15 protein-coding genes and 1 pseudogene are annotated in these 18,008 nt (G+C 74.7%); 12 read left to right on the top strand and 4 right to left on the bottom strand.

Annotated elements, in window-relative coordinates:
* Window positions 1-5 precede the first annotated feature (5 nt).
* The 4 genes from Ani05nite_RS38990 to Ani05nite_RS38975 are packed head-to-tail and all read right to left on the bottom strand — an operon-like array spanning window position 6 to window position 4,430.
* A complete protein-coding gene (locus Ani05nite_RS38990; RefSeq protein WP_203776908.1) occupies window positions 6-1,373 on the bottom strand; it encodes a multicopper oxidase domain-containing protein in 1,368 nt (455 codons plus the stop codon).
* A complete protein-coding gene (locus Ani05nite_RS38985) occupies window positions 1,370-2,584 on the bottom strand; it encodes a hypothetical protein (RefSeq protein ID WP_239131075.1) in 1,215 nt (404 codons plus the stop codon). Before Ani05nite_RS38985 ends, Ani05nite_RS38990 begins: the two co-directional genes overlap by 4 nt.
* A complete protein-coding gene (locus tag Ani05nite_RS38980) occupies window positions 2,581-3,717 on the bottom strand; it encodes a DUF8744 domain-containing protein (protein ID WP_203776906.1) in 1,137 nt (378 codons plus the stop codon). The genes Ani05nite_RS38985 and Ani05nite_RS38980 overlap by 4 nt, the downstream gene beginning before the upstream one ends.
* Window positions 3,714-4,430, bottom strand: coding sequence for a helix-turn-helix transcriptional regulator (locus tag Ani05nite_RS38975; protein WP_203776904.1), 717 nt, complete (start codon window positions 4,428-4,430; stop codon window positions 3,714-3,716). Before Ani05nite_RS38975 ends, Ani05nite_RS38980 begins: the two co-directional genes overlap by 4 nt.
* Window positions 4,431-4,597: 167 nt before the next feature.
* Here Ani05nite_RS38975 and Ani05nite_RS38970 point away from each other — a divergent pair, with 167 nt between their 5' ends.
* From Ani05nite_RS38970 to Ani05nite_RS41680, 12 genes and pseudogenes are all read left to right on the top strand, one after another.
* Window positions 4,598-4,876 (top strand): FeoA family protein, encoded by a 279-nt coding sequence (locus tag Ani05nite_RS38970; RefSeq protein WP_203776902.1) that lies wholly within the window; start codon window positions 4,598-4,600, stop codon window positions 4,874-4,876.
* The gene (feoB, locus tag Ani05nite_RS38965; RefSeq protein WP_203776900.1) at window positions 4,873-6,822 is read left to right on the top strand and encodes a ferrous iron transporter B; all 1,950 of its coding nucleotides are present in this window, start codon (window positions 4,873-4,875) and stop codon (window positions 6,820-6,822) included. Before Ani05nite_RS38970 ends, feoB begins: the two co-directional genes overlap by 4 nt.
* Window positions 6,823-6,829: 7 nt before the next feature.
* Window positions 6,830-7,387, top strand: a complete 558-nt coding sequence (locus tag Ani05nite_RS38960) for a NifU family protein (protein WP_203776898.1) — start codon at window positions 6,830-6,832, stop codon at window positions 7,385-7,387.
* Between the two features lie 77 nt (window positions 7,388-7,464).
* On the top strand, window positions 7,465-7,926 hold the full coding sequence (locus Ani05nite_RS38955; protein ID WP_203776896.1) for a hypothetical protein: 462 nt from the start codon (window positions 7,465-7,467) through the stop codon (window positions 7,924-7,926).
* Between the two features lie 207 nt (window positions 7,927-8,133).
* Window positions 8,134-11,754 carry a nitrate reductase subunit alpha gene (locus tag Ani05nite_RS38950; protein WP_239131078.1) on the top strand — a complete coding sequence of 1,207 codons (3,621 nt, stop codon included), beginning with the start codon at window positions 8,134-8,136 and terminating at the stop codon, window positions 11,752-11,754.
* Window positions 11,754-13,346, top strand: coding sequence for a nitrate reductase subunit beta (gene narH, locus Ani05nite_RS38945; RefSeq protein ID WP_203776892.1), 1,593 nt, complete (start codon window positions 11,754-11,756; stop codon window positions 13,344-13,346). The genes Ani05nite_RS38950 and narH overlap by 1 nt, the downstream gene beginning before the upstream one ends.
* Window positions 13,343-14,020 carry a nitrate reductase molybdenum cofactor assembly chaperone gene (gene narJ / locus Ani05nite_RS38940; RefSeq protein WP_203776890.1) on the top strand — a complete coding sequence of 226 codons (678 nt, stop codon included), beginning with the start codon at window positions 13,343-13,345 and terminating at the stop codon, window positions 14,018-14,020. Before narH ends, narJ begins: the two co-directional genes overlap by 4 nt.
* Complete coding sequence (gene narI / locus Ani05nite_RS38935) at window positions 14,017-14,763, top strand: respiratory nitrate reductase subunit gamma (protein ID WP_203776888.1); 747 nt, start codon at window positions 14,017-14,019, stop codon at window positions 14,761-14,763. The genes narJ and narI overlap by 4 nt, the downstream gene beginning before the upstream one ends.
* 122 nt (window positions 14,764-14,885) lie before the next feature.
* Window positions 14,886-16,109 carry an MFS transporter gene (locus tag Ani05nite_RS38930; RefSeq protein ID WP_203776886.1) on the top strand — a complete coding sequence of 408 codons (1,224 nt, stop codon included), beginning with the start codon at window positions 14,886-14,888 and terminating at the stop codon, window positions 16,107-16,109.
* Between the two features lie 14 nt (window positions 16,110-16,123).
* Entirely contained in the window at window positions 16,124-17,101 is a 978-nt protein-coding gene (locus Ani05nite_RS38925) for a prenyltransferase/squalene oxidase repeat-containing protein (RefSeq protein WP_203776884.1), read from the top strand.
* Window positions 17,102-17,175: 74 nt separating this feature from the next.
* Window positions 17,176-17,574, top strand: a pseudogene (locus Ani05nite_RS42315) (serine hydrolase domain-containing protein); the annotation flags it as partial.
* Window positions 17,575-17,693: 119 nt separating this feature from the next.
* Window positions 17,694-17,903 (top strand): hypothetical protein, encoded by a 210-nt coding sequence (locus Ani05nite_RS41680; RefSeq protein ID WP_239131074.1) that lies wholly within the window; start codon window positions 17,694-17,696, stop codon window positions 17,901-17,903.
* Window positions 17,904-18,008 lie beyond the last annotated feature (105 nt).

Here is an 18,008-nt window from a genome sequence, read left to right as displayed (position 1 = left end):
CGGGTTCACCTGACCTCGATGGTGCCGCGGGCGCCGCGGCCGGCGTCGGCCACCAGGTGGCTGAGGAACGGGTAGTGGCCGGGCTGGGCCAGGACGGTCTCGACGAAGCCGCCGGCCGCCGGGGCGAGGTCGAGCACCTGGGCGGCGCCGGGGTCGGCCGGGCGCAGGTGCCACTCGCCCTCACGGTAGAGGGTGTCGAACTGGACGCCGACGACGTGGAAGGCGCTGGTGCGGTTGGGGCCGGCGTTGAGCACCCAGAACCGGACGCGGTCCCCCGGGCGGGCGGTCAGCGGCCGGTGGGCGTACTGGCTGACGTAGCCGTTGAACACCACCGCGTCCGGCGTCTCGGCCTGCATCTTGCCCAGGTCGCCGGGCTCGCCGTCCGGGCCGAGGTAGAGCTCGGACTGCACCAGCACGTACTCGCGGTCGGCGGCGGGCAGGTCGGGCGGGTCGATGATGACGGCGCCGTACATGCCGTTGCCGATGTGCAGCAGCATCGGCATGGTCGAGCAGTGGTACATCCAGATGCCGGCCGCGGTGGCGGTGAACCGGTAGGTCAGCCGCTGTCCGGGCTCGATGGGGCGCATCGGCTCGTCCGGGGCCAGCGCGCCGGCGTGGAAGTCGATGCCGTGGTCGACGCTGCCGTCGTTGATCAGCGTGATCTCGAACGTGTCGCCGACGCGGCCGCGCAGGACCGGGCCGGGTGCGGTGCCGTTGAACGTCCACAGTCGCTGGCGTACCCCGGGCGCGACCTCGCGCTGCACCTCTTGCACCCGCAGCTCCACGCGGTGCCGCCGGCCGGCGGGCCGGGCCGGCGCGGTCGCGTCGCGGGCCGTGAAGCCGGCGCCGGGCTCGGCCATCGCGTCGATGGCCGGCGCCGTCCCGGCGGCCGGGGCGTCGTGCCCGGGCCCGGCGGCCGGGGCGGCCGCGGCGGCGCCGGTCGTGGTGACGGTCAGCCGCATGCCGGCCTGGCGGTGGCCGGGCAGCGAGCACCAGCCCTCGACGAGGCCGCCGATGACGCCCGCGTCGAGGCGGGCGGCGCCGTCGCTCGCCACCATCGGCGACCTCGGGCCGGTGGCCAGCACCAGGTCGTGGCGGCGCCGGTCGCGGTTGGTCAGCTCGATGATCAGGCGGTCGCCGGCCGGGACGGTGATCCGGTCCGGGTGGAAGCGCATCCCGTCGGCGGTGACGGCCACGGTGGTGGTGTGCCCGTTCCACGCGACGGACGATGCGGCGGTCACCGCGGTCGCGGGGTCGGTGACCCGCTGGGCCGCCACCCCGACCAGCACGGCGAGCAGGACGAGGGCGAGGCCGGTGGCCACGCCGCCCAGCGGGCGGGGTGGCGCGGCCGGCGGCGGCGCGGTCGGTGTCACGGTCGGCTCCGGGCGGCGAGGAGGATGCGCAGGGCGGGGACGAGGAACTGCAGCAGAGCGGCGAGGACGAGCAACGAGGTGGTGATCCGCACGTACGGCGGCGCCGGCAGCACGAACACGGCCAGCGCGGCGTTGGTCATGGCGACCCGCTGGGCCCCGTGCCGGTCCAGCCGCTCGGTGCGGTCCCGGACGGCCGCCGGCCCGCCGCCCAGGGCCATCGGCAGCAGATAGGCCAGCGCCCCGAGCAGCGTCTGCGCGACGAAGCCGGCCAGCAGCGGCACCAGCACGGCGCCGAAGCGGTCGGCCGCCGTGGCCGGGCCGTCCGCGGACAGCAGGCACCACGCGTCGACCGCGAGGGCGACCAGGAGCCAGCCGCCGCCGGCGGCGATGGACCAGCCGGGAAACGACGCCGGCGGCCGGTGCCGGGCGGCCTGCGCGGCCGGCAGCGCCGTGACGGTCACCGCCGCGGCGACCAGCGCCAGCCCGCCGGCGGCCAGCGGCGGCCACCAGGCCAGCACGGCCAGACCGGTCAGCGCGATACCGCCCACCGCGAGCGGCAGGGCGCGCCGGGCGGCGAGGACCGCGCCGTCGGCCATCCGGGTCCGCAGCACCGTCGGCCACAGCGTGAGCAGCGTGCCGAGCACGGTCAGCGTCACCCAGCCGAGCAGGTTGACGTGGGCGTGGAACAGCAGCAGCCGGGGCCGGCTGTCGTTGTCGGCGGCGAGCATCCACGCCCCGACCGGAATCCCGGTCAGCAGGGCCACCGCGGCGGCGAGGTAGTAGTGCACCGTCACCGTGAAGCGGGCGGGCAGCGCGGCCCGCAGCCGCCCGGCCAGCCAGGCGAGGTGCGCGCCGACCGCGGCGAACACCAGGGCCGCGCCGGCGAGGCCCGGCGCGGGCCGGTCGGTCACCCCGGCGGTCAGCACCCCGGCGACGCCCAGGTTGAGCCCGGCCAGCCGCAGCGCCTCGCCGCGCCGGCTCGCCGGCGCGGGGCAGCGCAGCACGGCGACGGTGAAGTGGGCGCTCCACACCAGGATCGCGTTGGTCACCGCGCCGAGCAGCAGCAGGTGGATGGCGAGCCAGCGCCAGGCCGGCAGCATCGGGTGGATCATCGCGACCACGACGAGCGCGGCCAGGTACGCCAACGGCAGCAGGCCGGCGCGGCGGTGCCAACTCGCCCGCCCGGTACGACCCTCCACAGTGGCTGTCACGGGGCCACCGCCGCGACCCTCGCCGGGCCCGGGCCCGGGCGCGACGCCGGCGCGCGGCGCCACAGCGACAGCACCAGGGCACAGCCGACGAAGGCGAGCACGGCGACCACGTTGGTGACGCCGGCCCCGCGCCACACCTGCCGCCATCCCGCCGCGTCGCCCAGCACCACCCGGACGAGCAGCGAGAGGTGCAGCAGGGCCAGCGGGGCGTAGAGCACGCGGTGGTACGGCAGCGGGCGGCGCAGCACGGCGGGCAGGATCACCGGGGCGTGCACGAAGATCATGGACATGGTGAAGCCGAGGAAGACGGCGTGCAGGGTGGCGTCGTAGCGGGGACCGTCCAGGGTGGCGCCCGCGCCCGCCCACAGCAGGCCGGCCAGCGCCAGCCAGCCGTAGCCGGCGAGCAGGCCCACGGCGACGTAGCGGGGCAGGGCCCGCGCCCGTACGGTGCGGCGGGCGACGTCGTTGCCGGCCAGCCAGGCGGTGAGGGCGAGCAGGCCGGCGCCGAACAGGTGCGCCCCGGCCGCCGGCCACAGGGAGGCGGCGGTCGCGCCGGCCACAAGAGCGGCCAGGGCGGCCAGGAACCACCGCTCGGCGTGCCGGTGCCGCGGGGCGACGTGGGTCAGTTCGAGGCGTTCCCCGGCGATGGTGGCCACCACGAAGACCGCCAGCCACGGCACGATCTCCGCGATCGCGAAGCCGGCCAGCCACAGCAGGGTGGCCGCGTACCAGGCGAACGCGCCGCAGCCCTGGGCGAGCAGCGCGACGCCGGGCCCGCGGCGCCACAGGGCCCGGTAGCCGCCCAGCAGCAGCACCGACGCGGTCATGAGCAGCACCTGGCCGACCGGGCCGGGGCCGGTCGCGACCAGCACCAGGGCGCCCGCGCCGGAACACGCCGGGGCCAGCAGGGCCCAGCGGGCGCCCAGCGCGACCGCGCGTTCCAGGGCGATCAGGGTGCCGACGAAGCCGAACACCAGCACCGGCCCGTGCACCTCGGCCACCGGCGCGGCGGGCGCGGGGACCGGGACGCCGAGCAGCAGCAGGCCCGCGTACAGGCCGGTGAGCAGGGCGGCGGCCGCGGCGGCGAGCACCGGCAGCCGCCATCGGACCGGCACCCCGGGCGGCCTGCTCACGGCTGCCCGCCGGGCGCCGGCGTCCGGGCCGGCAGCCGCAGGAGGCAGGCGCCGGGCGCGCCGAACGGCTCCAGCACCACGGAGTCGGCCGGGGCGTCGTCGTGCTCGAGGATGCCGCGGACCACGCCGAGGTGCAGCCCGCACATGGCGTCGGGATTCTGGCCCACCAACTCCAGGAACGGGCACGTGCGCAGGTGCAGCTCCGCCGTGGTGGCGCCGGCCGCGGTGGGCTGGAGCTGCGGGCTGAAGCCGAGGCCGTCCAGCACGCCGGCCACCGTGTCGACGGGGTCGCCGGCCTGCGGGGCGGCCGCGGCGAGGTGCCGGCCCCAGCCCTGGCCGGCCTGCGCCGCGGCCTCGCGGACGTCCCCCGCGGCCCCGGTGAGGTGGTCGAGCAGGGCGGCTGCCAGGGCCCGGTAGGGCGCCGGCGCCGGCGCCGCGTCACCGGCGGCCGCGCGGTAGCGCCAGGCCGGCCGGCCCGGCTGCCCGCCGCTGGCGCGGGCCTTGACCAGCAGCCCGGAATCGGCGAGGCGGTCCAGGTGGGCCCGGGTGGTGGACAGGTGCTGCCCGGTGCGGGCCGCGACCTCGGCGGCGGTGATGCCACCCGCGGCGCCCCGGACCAGGCGCAGGATCGTCACCCGGCTGTCGGAGCCGAGGGCCCGGTGGCGGGGGGTGTCGATCGTCTCCCCGGTGGGGCCTTTCCGTGGGGTTTCCATGGTGCATAACGTTATAACGCCGAACGGCATCAAAACCCCGGGAGGGTTCCATGTCACACCGCACCCGTGACGCAGGGTCCCGGAAGACTCGGGACCAAGGGCACGGGTCGGCCGCGCGGCGCGAGATTAGCCTCCCCTTACAGATGGGCACCGGGTGGGAGTCACCGATGATCAGGAGCAGACCTGCCGCACGGACGGCGGACGCCGCGACCCGGTCGCTGGCCACGCTGGACCCGGGCGCGTCGGCGACGGTCGCGTACGTCGCCGCCCCGACCCCGGCCACAGCGACCCGGCTGGCGGATCTCGGGTTCACCCCCGGCGCGGTGGTGCGGGTGCTCCGCCGGGCGCCGCTGCGCGACCCGGTGATCTACCGGGTGAAGGACTACGAGCTGTGCCTGCGCCGCGAGCAGGCGGCGTGCGTCCACGTGGTCGAGGCACGCCGATGAGCGCCGGGTGCCACGACGGCGGCGGCGGGGGCGCTGTTGCCACCGCGGCGCCGCACATCGCCCTGGTCGGTGCGCCCAACGCGGGCAAGACCAGCATCTTCAACGCCCTGACGGGGCTGCGGGGCAAGACCGGCAACTATCCCGGGGTGACCGTGTCCCGGTTCGTCGGCGCCTGCCGGGTGGGCCCGCACCGGTACGTCATCGAGGACCTGCCCGGCACGTACGGCCTCGAGGCGGTCAGCCCCGACGAGCAGATCGTGGTCGACGCGCTCGACGGCCGCCTCGAGGGCGTGCCCCGGCCGGATGCGCTGCTGGTGGTGGTCGACGCCACCTCCCTGCGCCGGTCCCTGGGCTTCGTCGCGCAGGTGCTGGCCCGCCGCCTGCCGACCTGCGTGGTGGTCACCTTCACCGACGAGCTGACCAGCCGCCAGGGCGCCCTGGACGTCGAGGCGCTCGGGCCGGCCCTGGGCGTGCCGGTGGTGGCGGTGATCGGCCACCGCCGGCGGGGCATCACGGAGCTCGGCGACCGGCTGGCCGGGTGGGCCCGGTGGCCCGTGCCCGCGCTGGCCCCGCCCACCGACCTCGCCCAGCGCGACGCCTGGGTGGAATCGGTGCTGGCCTTCGCCGGCTACCGGGCCGCCGAGCAGCACCGCGTCACCCGGCGCGTCGACTCCGTGCTGCTGCACCCGCTGTGGGGCACGGTGGTGTTCTTCGCCGTGATGGTGGTGTTCTTCCAGACGCTGTTCACCCTCGCGGCCCCGCTCCAGGACGCGGTGGCGGCGCTGTTCAGCTGGCTCTCGACCCTGGTGGCGGCGCACGTGCACAGCCGCTGGCTGGCCTCGCTGCTGGGCGACGCCCTGCTCGGCGGGGTCGGCGGCGTGCTGGTCTTCCTCCCGCAGATCATGCTGCTGTTCCTGCTGCTGTCGCTGCTGGAGGGCGTCGGCTACCTGTCGCGGGCGGCGTTCCTGATGGACCGGGTGATGGCCCGCGCCGGGCTGGAGGGCCGCGCCTTCGTCGCGCTGCTGTCCTCGTTCGCCTGCGCGATCCCCGGCATCATGGCCACCCGGACCCTGCCGTCGGCCCGCGACCGCATCGCCACCATGATGGCGGCGCCGCTGATCACCTGCTCCGCCCGCCTGCCGGTCTACGTCCTGCTGATCGGCCTGCTGGTCGACCGGTCGGCCCGGATCGGCCCGTTCGGCGCGCAGGGCCTGGTCATGTTCGGCCTGTACCTGCTCGGCGCGGTCTCGGCGATGGTGGCCGCCTGGGGCTTCAAGAAGCTGGGCGACCGGCGCGGGCCGCTCGTGCCGTTCTATCTGGAGATGCCGCCCTACCGGCTGCCGTCGCCGCGGTCGGTCCTGATCGCCGTGTGGACCTCCGCCGGGTCGTTCCTGCGCAAGTGCTCCACCATCATCGTGACCACCACGATCGCGCTGTGGCTGCTGCTGAACCTGCCGCTGCACTCGACGGCGCAGATGCGGGCGGCCGGCGTCGACACCGGGCGGCCGGCGGCGGTGTCCACCTACACCGTCGAGCACAGCTACGCGGCCGGTCTCGGCCGCCTGGTGACCCCGGTCTTCGAACCGCTCGGCTTCGACTGGCGGATCACCGTCGGCGTGCTGTCGGCCCAGTCGGCCCGGGAGGTGTTCGTCGCGACCCTGGGCCAGGTCGCCGCGGCCGGGGACCCGGCGGACCCGGCCGCGGCGCTGCGCGCCATGACCTACCCCGACGGACCCCGGGCCGGTCAGCGGGTGTTCGGCCCGCCCACCGTCGCCGCGCTGCTGGTCTACTTCGCCTACGCGCTGCAGTGCATGGCCACCGTCGGCGTGATCCGGCGGGAGACCGGCACCTGGCGGTGGCCGGCGCTCGCCTTCACCTACCTCACCGTGACGGCCTGGCTGATGGCCTACCTGGCCCGGACCGTGGTGAGCCTGGTCGGCGGGTAGGGCGGCCATGATCCCCCTGCATCCCCAGGCGTACCCGGGCGACGGGAACCGGCTCCGCTGGATCGTCCCCGCCGGCCTGCTCGGCGTGACCGGCCCGCTCCGCGGCGCCCCGGCGGCGCTGGCGGCGCTGCTCACCGACGGCACCCTCGCCGGGGCCACGGTGGAACCGGCCGCGGTGGTCACCACCCTCGGCGCCGGCCGCAGCTGGGCCGCCGACGGGCCCCGGATCCGGGACGCCCTGCACGCGGCCCTCGCCGAACCGGCCGGCTGGACCGTCGCCGCCGACGACGGCCGGGCGGCCGACGCGACGCTGCGGGTGCTGGTGCGGGGGCTCCTGGACGGAACGGCCGGGCAGTTCGCCCGCTCGCACGGGGGCGGGATCGACCTGGTCGATGTGCGCGACGGGGTGGTGACCGTGCGCCTCCGCGGCGCCTGCCACGGCTGCCCCGCCGCCCGCATCACCCTGCATCAGCGGCTGGAACGTCAGCTGCGGCGCCAGTGCCCGGGACTGCGCGCCGTCGTCGACGCCTCGGCCGGTGCGGCGGCCGGCCGCGACGCACCATGATCTGATGGGCACAGGTCCCGGGAGTGGGGGACCGGCTGCCCTGGTCGCCGCCGCTGTACGGCACCAGGCTGGATCGCATGATCCAGTTCATTCTCCTCCTCGTCGGCGGCGCCCTGCTCGTCGCCGCCCCGATCATGATCGTTCAGGGTGTGGCCGGCCGCCGGACCGTCTCGCGGGAACTGACCGAGCAGCACATCACCTTCCCGGCCGGCGACGGGCTGCCCGCCGCGCTGTCCCGGTACGCGGGCCGGACCGTCCACACCGGCGCGGAGGCGCGCGCCTACTCGGACCTGATCGCCGGTCACGTCGCCGCGGCCACCGGCGGGCGTACCTACGCCGAGATCGCCGAGGAGTGGCAGGCGGGCGCGCGCACCGACGAGCGGCTGCGCCGGCTGCGCGAGACCGCGTTCATGGGGCAGAGCCTGCGCGGGACCTTGCTCGGCGCCTACCAGGCGTGGCAGATCACGGTGCTGGTCATGGGCCTGGGCACGCTGTGCGCGGCGATGGGTGTGGCGTTCGTCGCGTTGGCCCTGCGGTGACCGCCCGGGCCCGGAGGGCCCGGGCAATCGGGACCTAGGTCCTGTCGATCTCGGGACCCACTGCCCCTGACCGCGGAGCACTGCGTGGGCAGGCTGGGTGGGCCCGCACCAGCGGGCGCCGACGGCCCGCGCCGTCGCTGTCATCGCCGAAGGAGTGGCCTCGTGTCACCAGCCCCCGAGACGGATGCCGTACCCGGCACCGCGCCGCTGCTCGCGGCCCGCCGCTTCCTGACCCGGGAGACCGTCGGCGACCACGGGCGCACCCTGCACCAGGTGGACGACAGCGCGTGGGACGGGTTCTACCGGGACCGCTGGCGCTACGACAAGGTGGTCCGCTCCACCCACGGCGTCAACTGCACCGGGTCGTGCTCGTGGAACGTGTTCGTCAAGGACGGGCTGATCACCTGGGAGCACCAGGCGACCGACTATCCGACGACCGGGCCGGACTCGCCGGACTACGAGCCGCGCGGGTGCCCGCGCGGCGCCTCCTTCTCCTGGTACGAGTACTCGCCGTCGCGGGTGCGGCACCCGTACGTCCGCGGCGTGCTGGTCGAGATGTACCGCGACGCGCGGCAGCGCCTCGGCGACCCGGTGCTGGCGTGGGCCGAGATCGTCGAGACGCCGCTGAAGGCCGCCGCCTACAAGGCCCAGCGTGGCCGGGGCGGGTTCGTGCGGGCCGGCTGGGACGAGGCGATCGAGATGATGGCCGCCGCGCACGTGTACACCACCAAGACGTACGGGCCGGACCGGGTCGTCGGCTTCTCGCCGATCCCGGCGATGTCGATGGCCTCGTTCGCCGCGGGCACCCGCTACCACGCGCTGCTCGGCGGCACCCTGCTCAGCTTCTACGACTGGTACGCCGACCTGCCGATCGCGTCACCGCAGATCTGGGGCGACCAGACCGACGTGCCCGAGGCCGGCGACTGGTGGAACGCCACGTACCTGATGATGTGGGGTTCCAACATCCCGGTGACCCGGACCCCGGACGCCCACTTCCTGGCCGAGGCCCGCTACAAGGGCACCAAGGTGGTCGCGGTCAGCCCGGACTACGCCGACAACGTCAAGTTCGCCGACGACTGGCTGGCGCCGCACCCGGGCACCGACGGCGCGCTGGCGATGGCGATGGGCCACGTGGTGCTCACCGAGTTCTTCCGCGACCGGTCGGTGCCGTACTTCACCGACTACGTGCGCCGCTACACCGACCTGCCGTTCCTGGTCACGCTGCGCCGTACCGGCGAGGCGTGGGCGGCGGACCGCTTCCTCACCGCCGCCGACCTCGGCGAGGCCGACGGCGAACACCGGACGGTGCTGATCGACGAGCGGACCGGCGACCCGGTGGTCCCCAACGGATCGCTGGGCTTCCGGTACGGCGAACCCGGGCGCTGGAACCTGGACCTGGGCGACGTCGTCCCGGCGCTCGGCCTCGACCCCGCCGGCGAGACCGTGGAGGTCGACCTGGCCCGTTTCGACGTGGGCGACACCGAGGGCGGCGCCACGATCCGCCGCGGCGTGCCGATCCGCTGGATCGGCGGTCACGCCGTCACCACCGTCTTCGACCTGACCATGGCCCAGTACGGCGTGCGCCGCGGCGACCTGCCCGGCCAGTGGCCGGCCGGCTACGACGACGCGGACGCCCCGAACACGCCCGCCTGGCAGGAGCGGATCACCGGGGTCCCGGCCACGCTGGCCGCCCGCATCGGCCGGGAGTTCGCCCGCAACGCCGAGCGCAGCCGGGGCCGGTCGATGATCGTGCTGGGGGCCGGCGCCAACCAGTGGTTCCACTCCGACATGACCTACCGGGCGTTCATCTCGCTGGTCACGCTCACCGGCTGCCAGGGCGTCAACGGCGGCGGCTGGGCCCACTACGTCGGCCAGGAGAAGGCCCGCCCGCTGACCGGCCAGCAGCACATGTCGTTCGCGTTCGACTGGCAGCGGCCGATGCGGCACCAGGCCAGCACCCCGTTCTGGTACCTGCACACCGACCAGTGGCGCTACGAGCGGGTCCGGGCCGACGAGCTGTCGTCGCCGCTGGGCACCGGCCGGTTCGCCGGCATGGCGTTCGCCGACACGGTCGCCGCCGCGCAGCGGATGGGCTGGAGCCCGGGCCACCCCTTCTTCAACCGCAACCCGCTCGACCTGTGCGACGAGGCCGCGGCGGCCGGCGTGCCGGTCGCCGAGCACGTCGTGAGCTCGCTGCGGGACGGGACGCTCAAGGCCGCGGCCGACGACCCGGACGATCCGGCGAACTTCCCGCGGTGCCTGACCCTGTGGCGGTGCAACCTGCTCGGCTCGTCCGGCAAGGGCAACGAGTACTTCATGCGGCACCTGCTCGGCGTCGACTCGTCGGCCACCGCCGCCGAGTGCGAGCCGGGGCAGCGCCCGCGGGACGTGGCGTGGCGCGACGAGGCGCCGACCGGCAAGCTCGACCTGCTCACCGCGATCGACTTCCGGATGACCAACACCGGGCTGCACGCCGACGTGGTGCTGCCGGCCGCCACCTGGTACGAGAAGACCGACATCTCCACCACCGACATGCACCCGTTCGTGCACGCGTTCAGCCCGGCCGTGGCGCCGCCCGCCGACGCGCACACCGACTACGACGCCTTCCTCGCGCTGGCCGACAAGGTCAGTGAGCTGGCCGTGGACCACCTGGGCGTGCGCCGCGACGTAATGGCCGTGCCGCTGCAGCACGACACCCCGGACGAGCTGGCGACGCCGGGCGGCCGGGTGCGGGACTGGAAGTTCGGCGAGTGCGAGCCGGCGCCGGGACGGACCATGCCCAAGCTGGTCGAGGTCGAGCGGGACTACACGCTGATCGGCCGGAAGATGCGCACGGTCGGCCCGCTGCTGGACACGCTGGGCACCACCACCAAGGCGATCACCGTGGACGTCACCCCGGAGATCGAGTACCTGCGCCACCAGAACGGCGTGCACGTCGACGGCCCGTTCGCCGGGCGTCCGTCGCTGGACACCGCCGACCGCATGTGCGAGGCCATCCTGACCCTGTCCGGCACCACCAACGGCCGGATCGCCGCGGCCGGCTTCGCCGAGCTGGAGAAGCGGACCGGGCAGCCGTTCGCGGACCTGGTGGCCGGCCACGAGCGGGACCGGATCACGTACTCGGACACCCAGGACGCGCCGCAGCCGGTGTTCACCAGCCCGGAGTGGTCCGGCTCGGAGAAGGGCGGGCGGCGCTACTCGCCGTTCACGCTCAACGTGGAGCGGCTCAAGCCGTGGCACACCGTCACCGGCCGGCAGCACTTCTTCGTCGAGCACGACTGGGTGAGCGAGCTGGGCGAGCAGCTGCCGGCCTTCCGGCCGCCGCTGAACATGGCCCGGCACTTCGGCCGGCCGGGCGACGCGGTCGACGGCGGGGTGACCGTACGGTTCCTGACCCCGCACGCGAAGTGGTCGATCCACTCGATGTACCACGACAACGAGCTGATGCTGGCGCTGTCCCGGGGCGGCCCGGTGATCTGGATGAGCGTCCAGGACGCCGGCAAGATCGGCGTCCGCGACAACGACTGGATCGAGGCCCACAACCGCAACGGCGTCGTCGTCGCCCGGGCCGTGGTCAGCCACCGGATGCCCGAGGGCACCGTCTTCCAGTACCACTCGCCGGAACGCACGGTGAACGTCCCCAAGGCGGAGAAGTCCGGCCGGCGCGGCGGCTACCACAACTCGATGACCCGCCTGCTGATCAAGCCGACCCACCTGGCCGGCGGGCACGCCCAGCTCACGTACGCCTTCAACTACTACGGCCCGATCGGCAGCCAGCGCGACGAGATCACCGTGATCCGCCGCCGTACCCAGGAAGTGGAGTACTGATGCGCATCCGCGCGCAGGTCGCCATGGTGATGAACCTCGACAAGTGCATCGGCTGCCACACGTGCTCGGTGACGTGCAAGCAGACCTGGACCAACCGGGAGGGCACCGAGTACGTCTGGTTCAACAACGTCGAGACCAAGCCGGGCATCGGCTACCCCAAGCACTACGAGGACCAGGAACGCTGGAAGGGCGGCTGGAAGCTCGACGCCCGGGGCCGGCTCACGCTGCGCTCCGGCGGGCGCGCCAAACGGCTCAGCCGCATCTTCGCCAACCCGGACCTGCCCACCCTCGACGACTACTACGAGCCCGCCACGTTCGACAAGGACATCCTGGTCAACGCGCCCGCCGGGCTCACCGACACCCCGGTCAAGCGGCCCCACTCGGCGCTGACCGGCGAGCCGATGGCGGTCACCTGGGGCGCCAACTGGGAGGACTCGCTGGGCGGGGCGCACGAGCGCGCCGACGGCGACCCGAACCTGGCCCGGATGCCCGCGGCGGCCGCCGCGAAGGTCAAGTTCGAGTTCGAGAAGACCTTCATGTTCCACCTGCCGCGCATCTGCGAGCACTGCCTCAACCCCGCCTGCGTCTCGGCCTGCCCGTCCGGGGCGATGTACAAGCGGGCCGAGGACGGGATCGTCCTGGTCGACCAGGACCGGTGCCGGGGCTGGCGGATGTGCGTGTCGGCCTGCCCGTACAAGAAGGTCTACGTCAACCACGCCACCGGCAAGGCCGAGAAGTGCACCTTCTGCTTCCCGCGGATCGAGGCCGGGCAGCCGACCATCTGCTCGGAGACCTGCGTGGGCCGCCTGCGCTACCTGGGCATCGTGCTGTACGACGAGGACGCGGTGCTCGCCGCCGCGTCGGTCGAGGACGAGCACGCCCTGCTGGACGCCCAGCGCGCGGTCTTCCTCGACCCGCACGACCCGGCGGTGGAACGCGCCGCCCGCGACGCCGGCATGCCGGACGAGTGGATCGGGGCGGCGCAGCGGTCGCCGATCTGGAAGCTGATCGCCGAGTACCGGATCGCGCTGCCGCTGCACCCGGAGTACCGCACCCTGCCGATGGTCTGGTACGTGCCGCCGCTGTCGCCGGTGCTGGACGCCGTCGGCCTGGCCGGGCGGGACGACACCGACGCCGACGACGTCTTCCACACCATTCGTGACCTGCGCATCCCGGTCGAGTACCTGGCCGAGCTGTTCACCGCCGGCGACGCCGACGCGGCCGCCGGGGTGCTGATGAAGCTGGCCGCGATGCGCTCGTACATGCGGGTCCGCACCCTGGACGGCACCGTCGCCCAGGAGCTGCTGGACGGCATCGGCATGACCGCCGAGCAGGTCGAGGCGATGTACCGCCTGCTGGCGATCGCCAAGTACGACGAGCGGTACGTCATCCCGGCCGCGCACGCCAAGGACGCCGCCGCGCTGGAGGCGCAGGCCGCCTCGCACGACGACTGCGCGCTGGACTGCGAGGGCGGCCCCGGCATGACCGAGCAGTTCCACCTCAGCGAGGGCGCCGGCGCGCGGGCCGGGCTGTTCCGGCGTACCGACGGCCGGCGCGGACTCTCCCTCAACCCGCTGCGCGGCCGCTCATGACCGCCGCCGCCCCCGCCGACCGGGCCCGCATCTTCGAGCTGGTCTCGCTGCTGCTGACCTATCCCGACGCGGAACTGCTGGGCGCGGGGGAGCAGCTGCGCGCGGCCGCCGCCCGCATCGCCCACCCGGAGGTCCGCGGCCGGCTCACCGACTTCCTGGACCGGCTGCTGACCGCCGCGCCGATCGACGCCCAACGCGACTACGTGCGGACCTTCGACCTGCGCCGCAAGTCCGGCCTCTACCTGACGTACTACCTGCACGGCGACACCCGCAAGCGCGGGATGGCGCTGCTCGTGCTCAAGCAGCGGTACCGGGCGCACGGCCTGCGGCTGGCCGACGGCGAACTGCCCGACCTGCTGCCGGTGGTCCTCGAGTTCGCCGCCACGGCCGGCCCCGGCGACGGCGAGGCCCCCCTGCGCCAGCACCGGCAGGGCCTGGAACTGCTGCGCGCCGCGCTGGCCGAGTCGGGGTCGCCGTACCGGCTGCTGCTCGACGCGGTCTGCACGGTGCTGCCCGACCTGACCGACGCCGACCGGGCCACCATCGCCGCGCTCGCCGTCGACGGGCCGCCGGTGGAGACCGTCGGCCTGGACAGCATCGGGGCCGGACCCGATCTGCACGGCGCCCACCTCGCCCCGTACCCCGTCTGCTCCGCCGCGGAGGCCTCACGATGACCACCCTGCTCTGGGTCGCCCTGCCCTACGCCTGCCTCGCGGTCTTCGCCGCGGGCCACGCCTGGCGCTGGCGCCACGACCAGTTCGGCTGGACCACCCACACCAGCCAGCTGCTGGAGAGCCGGCTGCTGCGGCTCGGCTCGCCGCTGTTCCACCTCGGCGCCTTCGGGGTGATCGGCGGGCACGCCCTCGGGCTGCTGGTGCCCGCCTCGCTGACCGAGCGGATCGGCGTCTCCGAGCACGCCTACCACGTGGTGTCGCTCTCGGCCGGCACGGTCACCGGGGTCATGCTGGTCGCCGGCCTGGCCCTGCTCATCGCCCGGCGCCTGGTCAACGGCCGCGTCCGCCGCGTCACCACGACCATGGACAAGGTGCTCTACGCGTTCCTGGCCGCCATGGTCGTCCTGGGCATGGCCGCCACGGTCGGGCGCAACATGCTCGGCGGCGGATACGACTACCGGGAGACGATCGCCGTCTGGTTCCGGGGCATCTTCTGGTTCCAGCCGCACACCGAGCTGATGACCGGCGCCCCGCTGGTCTACCAGCTGCACGCGATCGGCGGGTTCCTGTTCCTGGCGCTGTGGCCGTTCACCCGGCTGGTGCACGTCTGGTCGGCCCCGATGGCCTACCTGTGGCGGCCGTACGTGGTCTACCGCACCCGCCGCCGCGCGGTGGGCGCGCCGGGCCCGGCGCCCGCCGCGGTCCGCGACGCCGCCCGCCGCCCGGTGTCGTCCGGCCGGTGAAAGCCCTGCTCACAGGTCCCGCGAAGCCGGGACCAAGGTCCCTACTGGCGGCGGATCCGCCAGGCGACGCTGGTCGGGAGCCTGCGACGCGCGGGACGAGGACCTCGAACGGTGGAGACGACATGAGCACAACCCAGGTCCGGGCGGCCACGCCCGGCGGCAGGACCCGTTCCGCCCCCGGCGTGATGCTCGCCCTGGCGACGATCGGCTTCGCCGTCAACTTCTGGGCGTGGGCGCTGCTCAGCCCGCTCGCCACCAAGTTCACCACCGTCCTGCACCTGAGCTCCTTCCAGCAGTCGCTGCTGGTGGCCGTGCCCGTCGTGGTGGGCTCGCTCGGGCGCATCCCGGTCGGGGCGCTGACCGACCGCTTCGGCGGCCGCGTGATGTTCCCGCTGGTGTCCCTGGCCACCATCGTCCCCGTGCTCTACCTGGGGCTGTTCGGCCACAGCTCGCTCGCCGCGATCCTGGTCGGCGGCTTCTTCCTCGGCATCGGCGGCACCGCCTTCGCCGTCGGCGTGCCGTTCGTCAACTCCTGGTTCCCGCCCGAGCGGCGCGGCTTCGCCGTCGGCGTCTTCGGCATGGGCATGGGCGGCACCGCCATCAGCGCCCTGACCACGGTCAAGCTGGTCAACGCGCAGGGCATGCGGACCCCGTTCCTGATCACCGCGGCCGTGCTGGCCGTCTACGCGGTCGTCGCCTGGGTGGTGCTGCGGGACGCGCCCGACCGGGTCGTGCCGACCACGCCGCTGCCGGCCCGCCTCGCCGGCGCCCTGCGGCTGCGCATCACCTGGCAGGCCGCCATCCTGTACGCGGTCGCCTTCGGCGGCTACGTCGCCTTCTCGGTCTACCTGCCCGCGTACCTGAAGAACGCGTACGGGCTCACCCAGGCCGACGCCGCGAACCGGATGGCCGGCTTCGTGCTCCTGGCCGTGCTGATGCGCCCGGTCGGCGGCTGGCTGTCCGACCGGGTCGCACCCACCCGGGTCCTCGCCGGCGCCCTCGGCGTGGTCGTCGCCGGCGCCCTCGTGCAGTCCTTCACCCCGGGCCTGGCCCCGCTCGGCACCGCCGCCTTCCTCGCCATGGCAGCCGCCCTCGGCACCGGCAGCGGGGCCACGTTCGCCCTGGTCGCCCAGCGGGCCCCGGCGAACCAGGTGGGCTCGGTGACCGGCGTGGTCGGCGCGGCCGGCGGGCTCGGCGGCTTCGTCCCGCCGCTGATCATGGGCGCCATCTACGGCAGCTACCACTCGTACGCGGTCGGGCTGGTCCTGCTCGCCCTGGTGGCCCTGGCCGCGCTGGCGCTGGACCTGCTCTCCGTCGGCCGCCGCCGCGACGTGGTCGCGGCCTGAGGACACCCGATCCGGTGGCTGCGTACCGGTTCGCGCCGGGGGATCCGAGTGATCCCCCGGTCGCGTACCGCGCGCACCACCGTTTCGGCGGACCCGGCGACGAGGCGGACCTGCGGCGCCGGGTCGCCGCGTCGCCCCAGGCGCGCGCGCTGCTCGCCCACCGCCGGCCCGACGGCACGATCCGGCCGGGCACCGAGTACCACGCCTACCGCAAGTTCCAGGGCGCGCACTGGACGCTGGCCGGCCTGGCCGAGCTGGGCTACCCGGCCGGGGACGCGGCCCTGCAGCCGGTGGCCGGCCAGATCCACGACTGGTTGCGCGGTCCGCGGCACCTGAGCCCGCCGTCCACCCTGATCATCCCCGGCCAGCCGGACCGCGTCCGGCGGTGCGCCTCCCAGGAGGGCCTGGCCGTCTGGTACCTGCACGAGCTGGGCCTGGCCGACGACCGCGTCGACCCGCTCGTGCGGCGCCTGCTCGACTGCCAGTGGCCCGACGGCGGCTGGAACTGCGACAAGGACCCGGCGGCCCGGACCTCGTCGGTGCAGGAGACCCTGCTCCCGCTCCGCGGCCTGGCCCGGCACCGGGAAGCGGGCAGCCGGGACCCGGCCGTCACCGCCGCGATCGACGCCGCCGCCGAATTCCTGCTGGACCGCCGGCTGCTGTGGCGCCGCCGCGACGGCGCGCCGATCCGGCCCGCCTGGGGCCGCGACCCGATGCTCATCCAGTGGCCGATCCGCTTCTACGACGTCCTGTCCGCGCTCGTCGTCATGGCGGAGACCGGCCGCCTCGCCGACCCGAGATGCGCCGACGCGCTGCGCGTCCTGAGCGGCAAGCGCCTGGGCTCCGGCGGGTTCCCGGCGGAGGTGCGCACCGCGCGGACCGTCGACGTCGTGGCCAGCGGGGGCACGTACGCCGACTGGGGGCCGAGCGGGCGCGGCCGGGCCAACCCGTACGTCAGCATCGATGCCGCCTGGGTGCTCACGCGCCGTTGAGGAGAAGATCATGGGCTCGTCGAGCGCGCGGAGATCGGCGCCGCCTGCCCTGGCACGAGGACACCGTCGTGTTGATGTACTCGACCACCAAGGGGATGTCCGCGCTGACGCTCGCCCTGGCCCACGCGCGCGGGCTGCTGGACCACGACCGGCCGGTCGCGGCCTACTGGCCCGAGTTCGGCTGGCGCGCCAAGGGGGAGATCACCGTCCGGCAGCTGCTGGCCCACCAGGCGGGGCTGCCGGTGACCGACGTCCCGCTAGCCTTGGCCGACCTCGCCGACCCGGACGTGGTGGCGGCGGCCACCGCGTTGCAGCGGCCGTTGTGGCCGCCGGGGACCCGGCACGGGTATCACGCGATCACGCTGGGCTGGTACGAGAGCGAGCTGCTGCGCCGGGTGGACCCGGTGGGCCGGACCGTGGGCCGCTTCTTCGCCGAGGAGATCGCCGCGCCGCTGGGCATCGACTTCTTCATCGGGCTGCCCGACGGCTTCGACCCCGCACGCCGGGCCGCGGTGCACGGCCGCCACAGCCTGTCGCTGCTCCTGCACCCCCGCGAGTACGCGCCGCGGACTTCGTACGGCCGACCCCGGACGTGCCGTTCGGCAGCGCGGCCGACGCCGCCTACGGCACCCCGGGCAACGGCGGCTCGTTCGGTCTGGCCGATCCGGACAGCGGCATCGCCTACTGCTACGCGCCCAACCGGCTCGGGTTCGGGCTCGTCGACCGGCGCGGGATCGCAGTCCGGGACACGCTCTTCCACCGGGTGCTGGGCGAACGCCCGCAGCGGCCCACCGGGCCCTGAGCACACCCGGGCCGGTCCCTCCCGGGGAGCGTCGAGCCCGACCCCGATGCGCGACCATCGATGCGGGACACCGGAGACGGGTACGGAATCGCTAGGCTGCGGTGA

The sequence above is a fragment of the Actinoplanes nipponensis genome (assembly GCF_016862275.1).
Classification (GTDB): Bacteria; Actinomycetota; Actinomycetes; order Mycobacteriales; family Micromonosporaceae; genus Actinoplanes; species Actinoplanes nipponensis.
The sequence above is the reverse complement of the archived record's forward strand: the minus strand, read 5'-3'. Positions and strand labels throughout refer to the sequence as shown.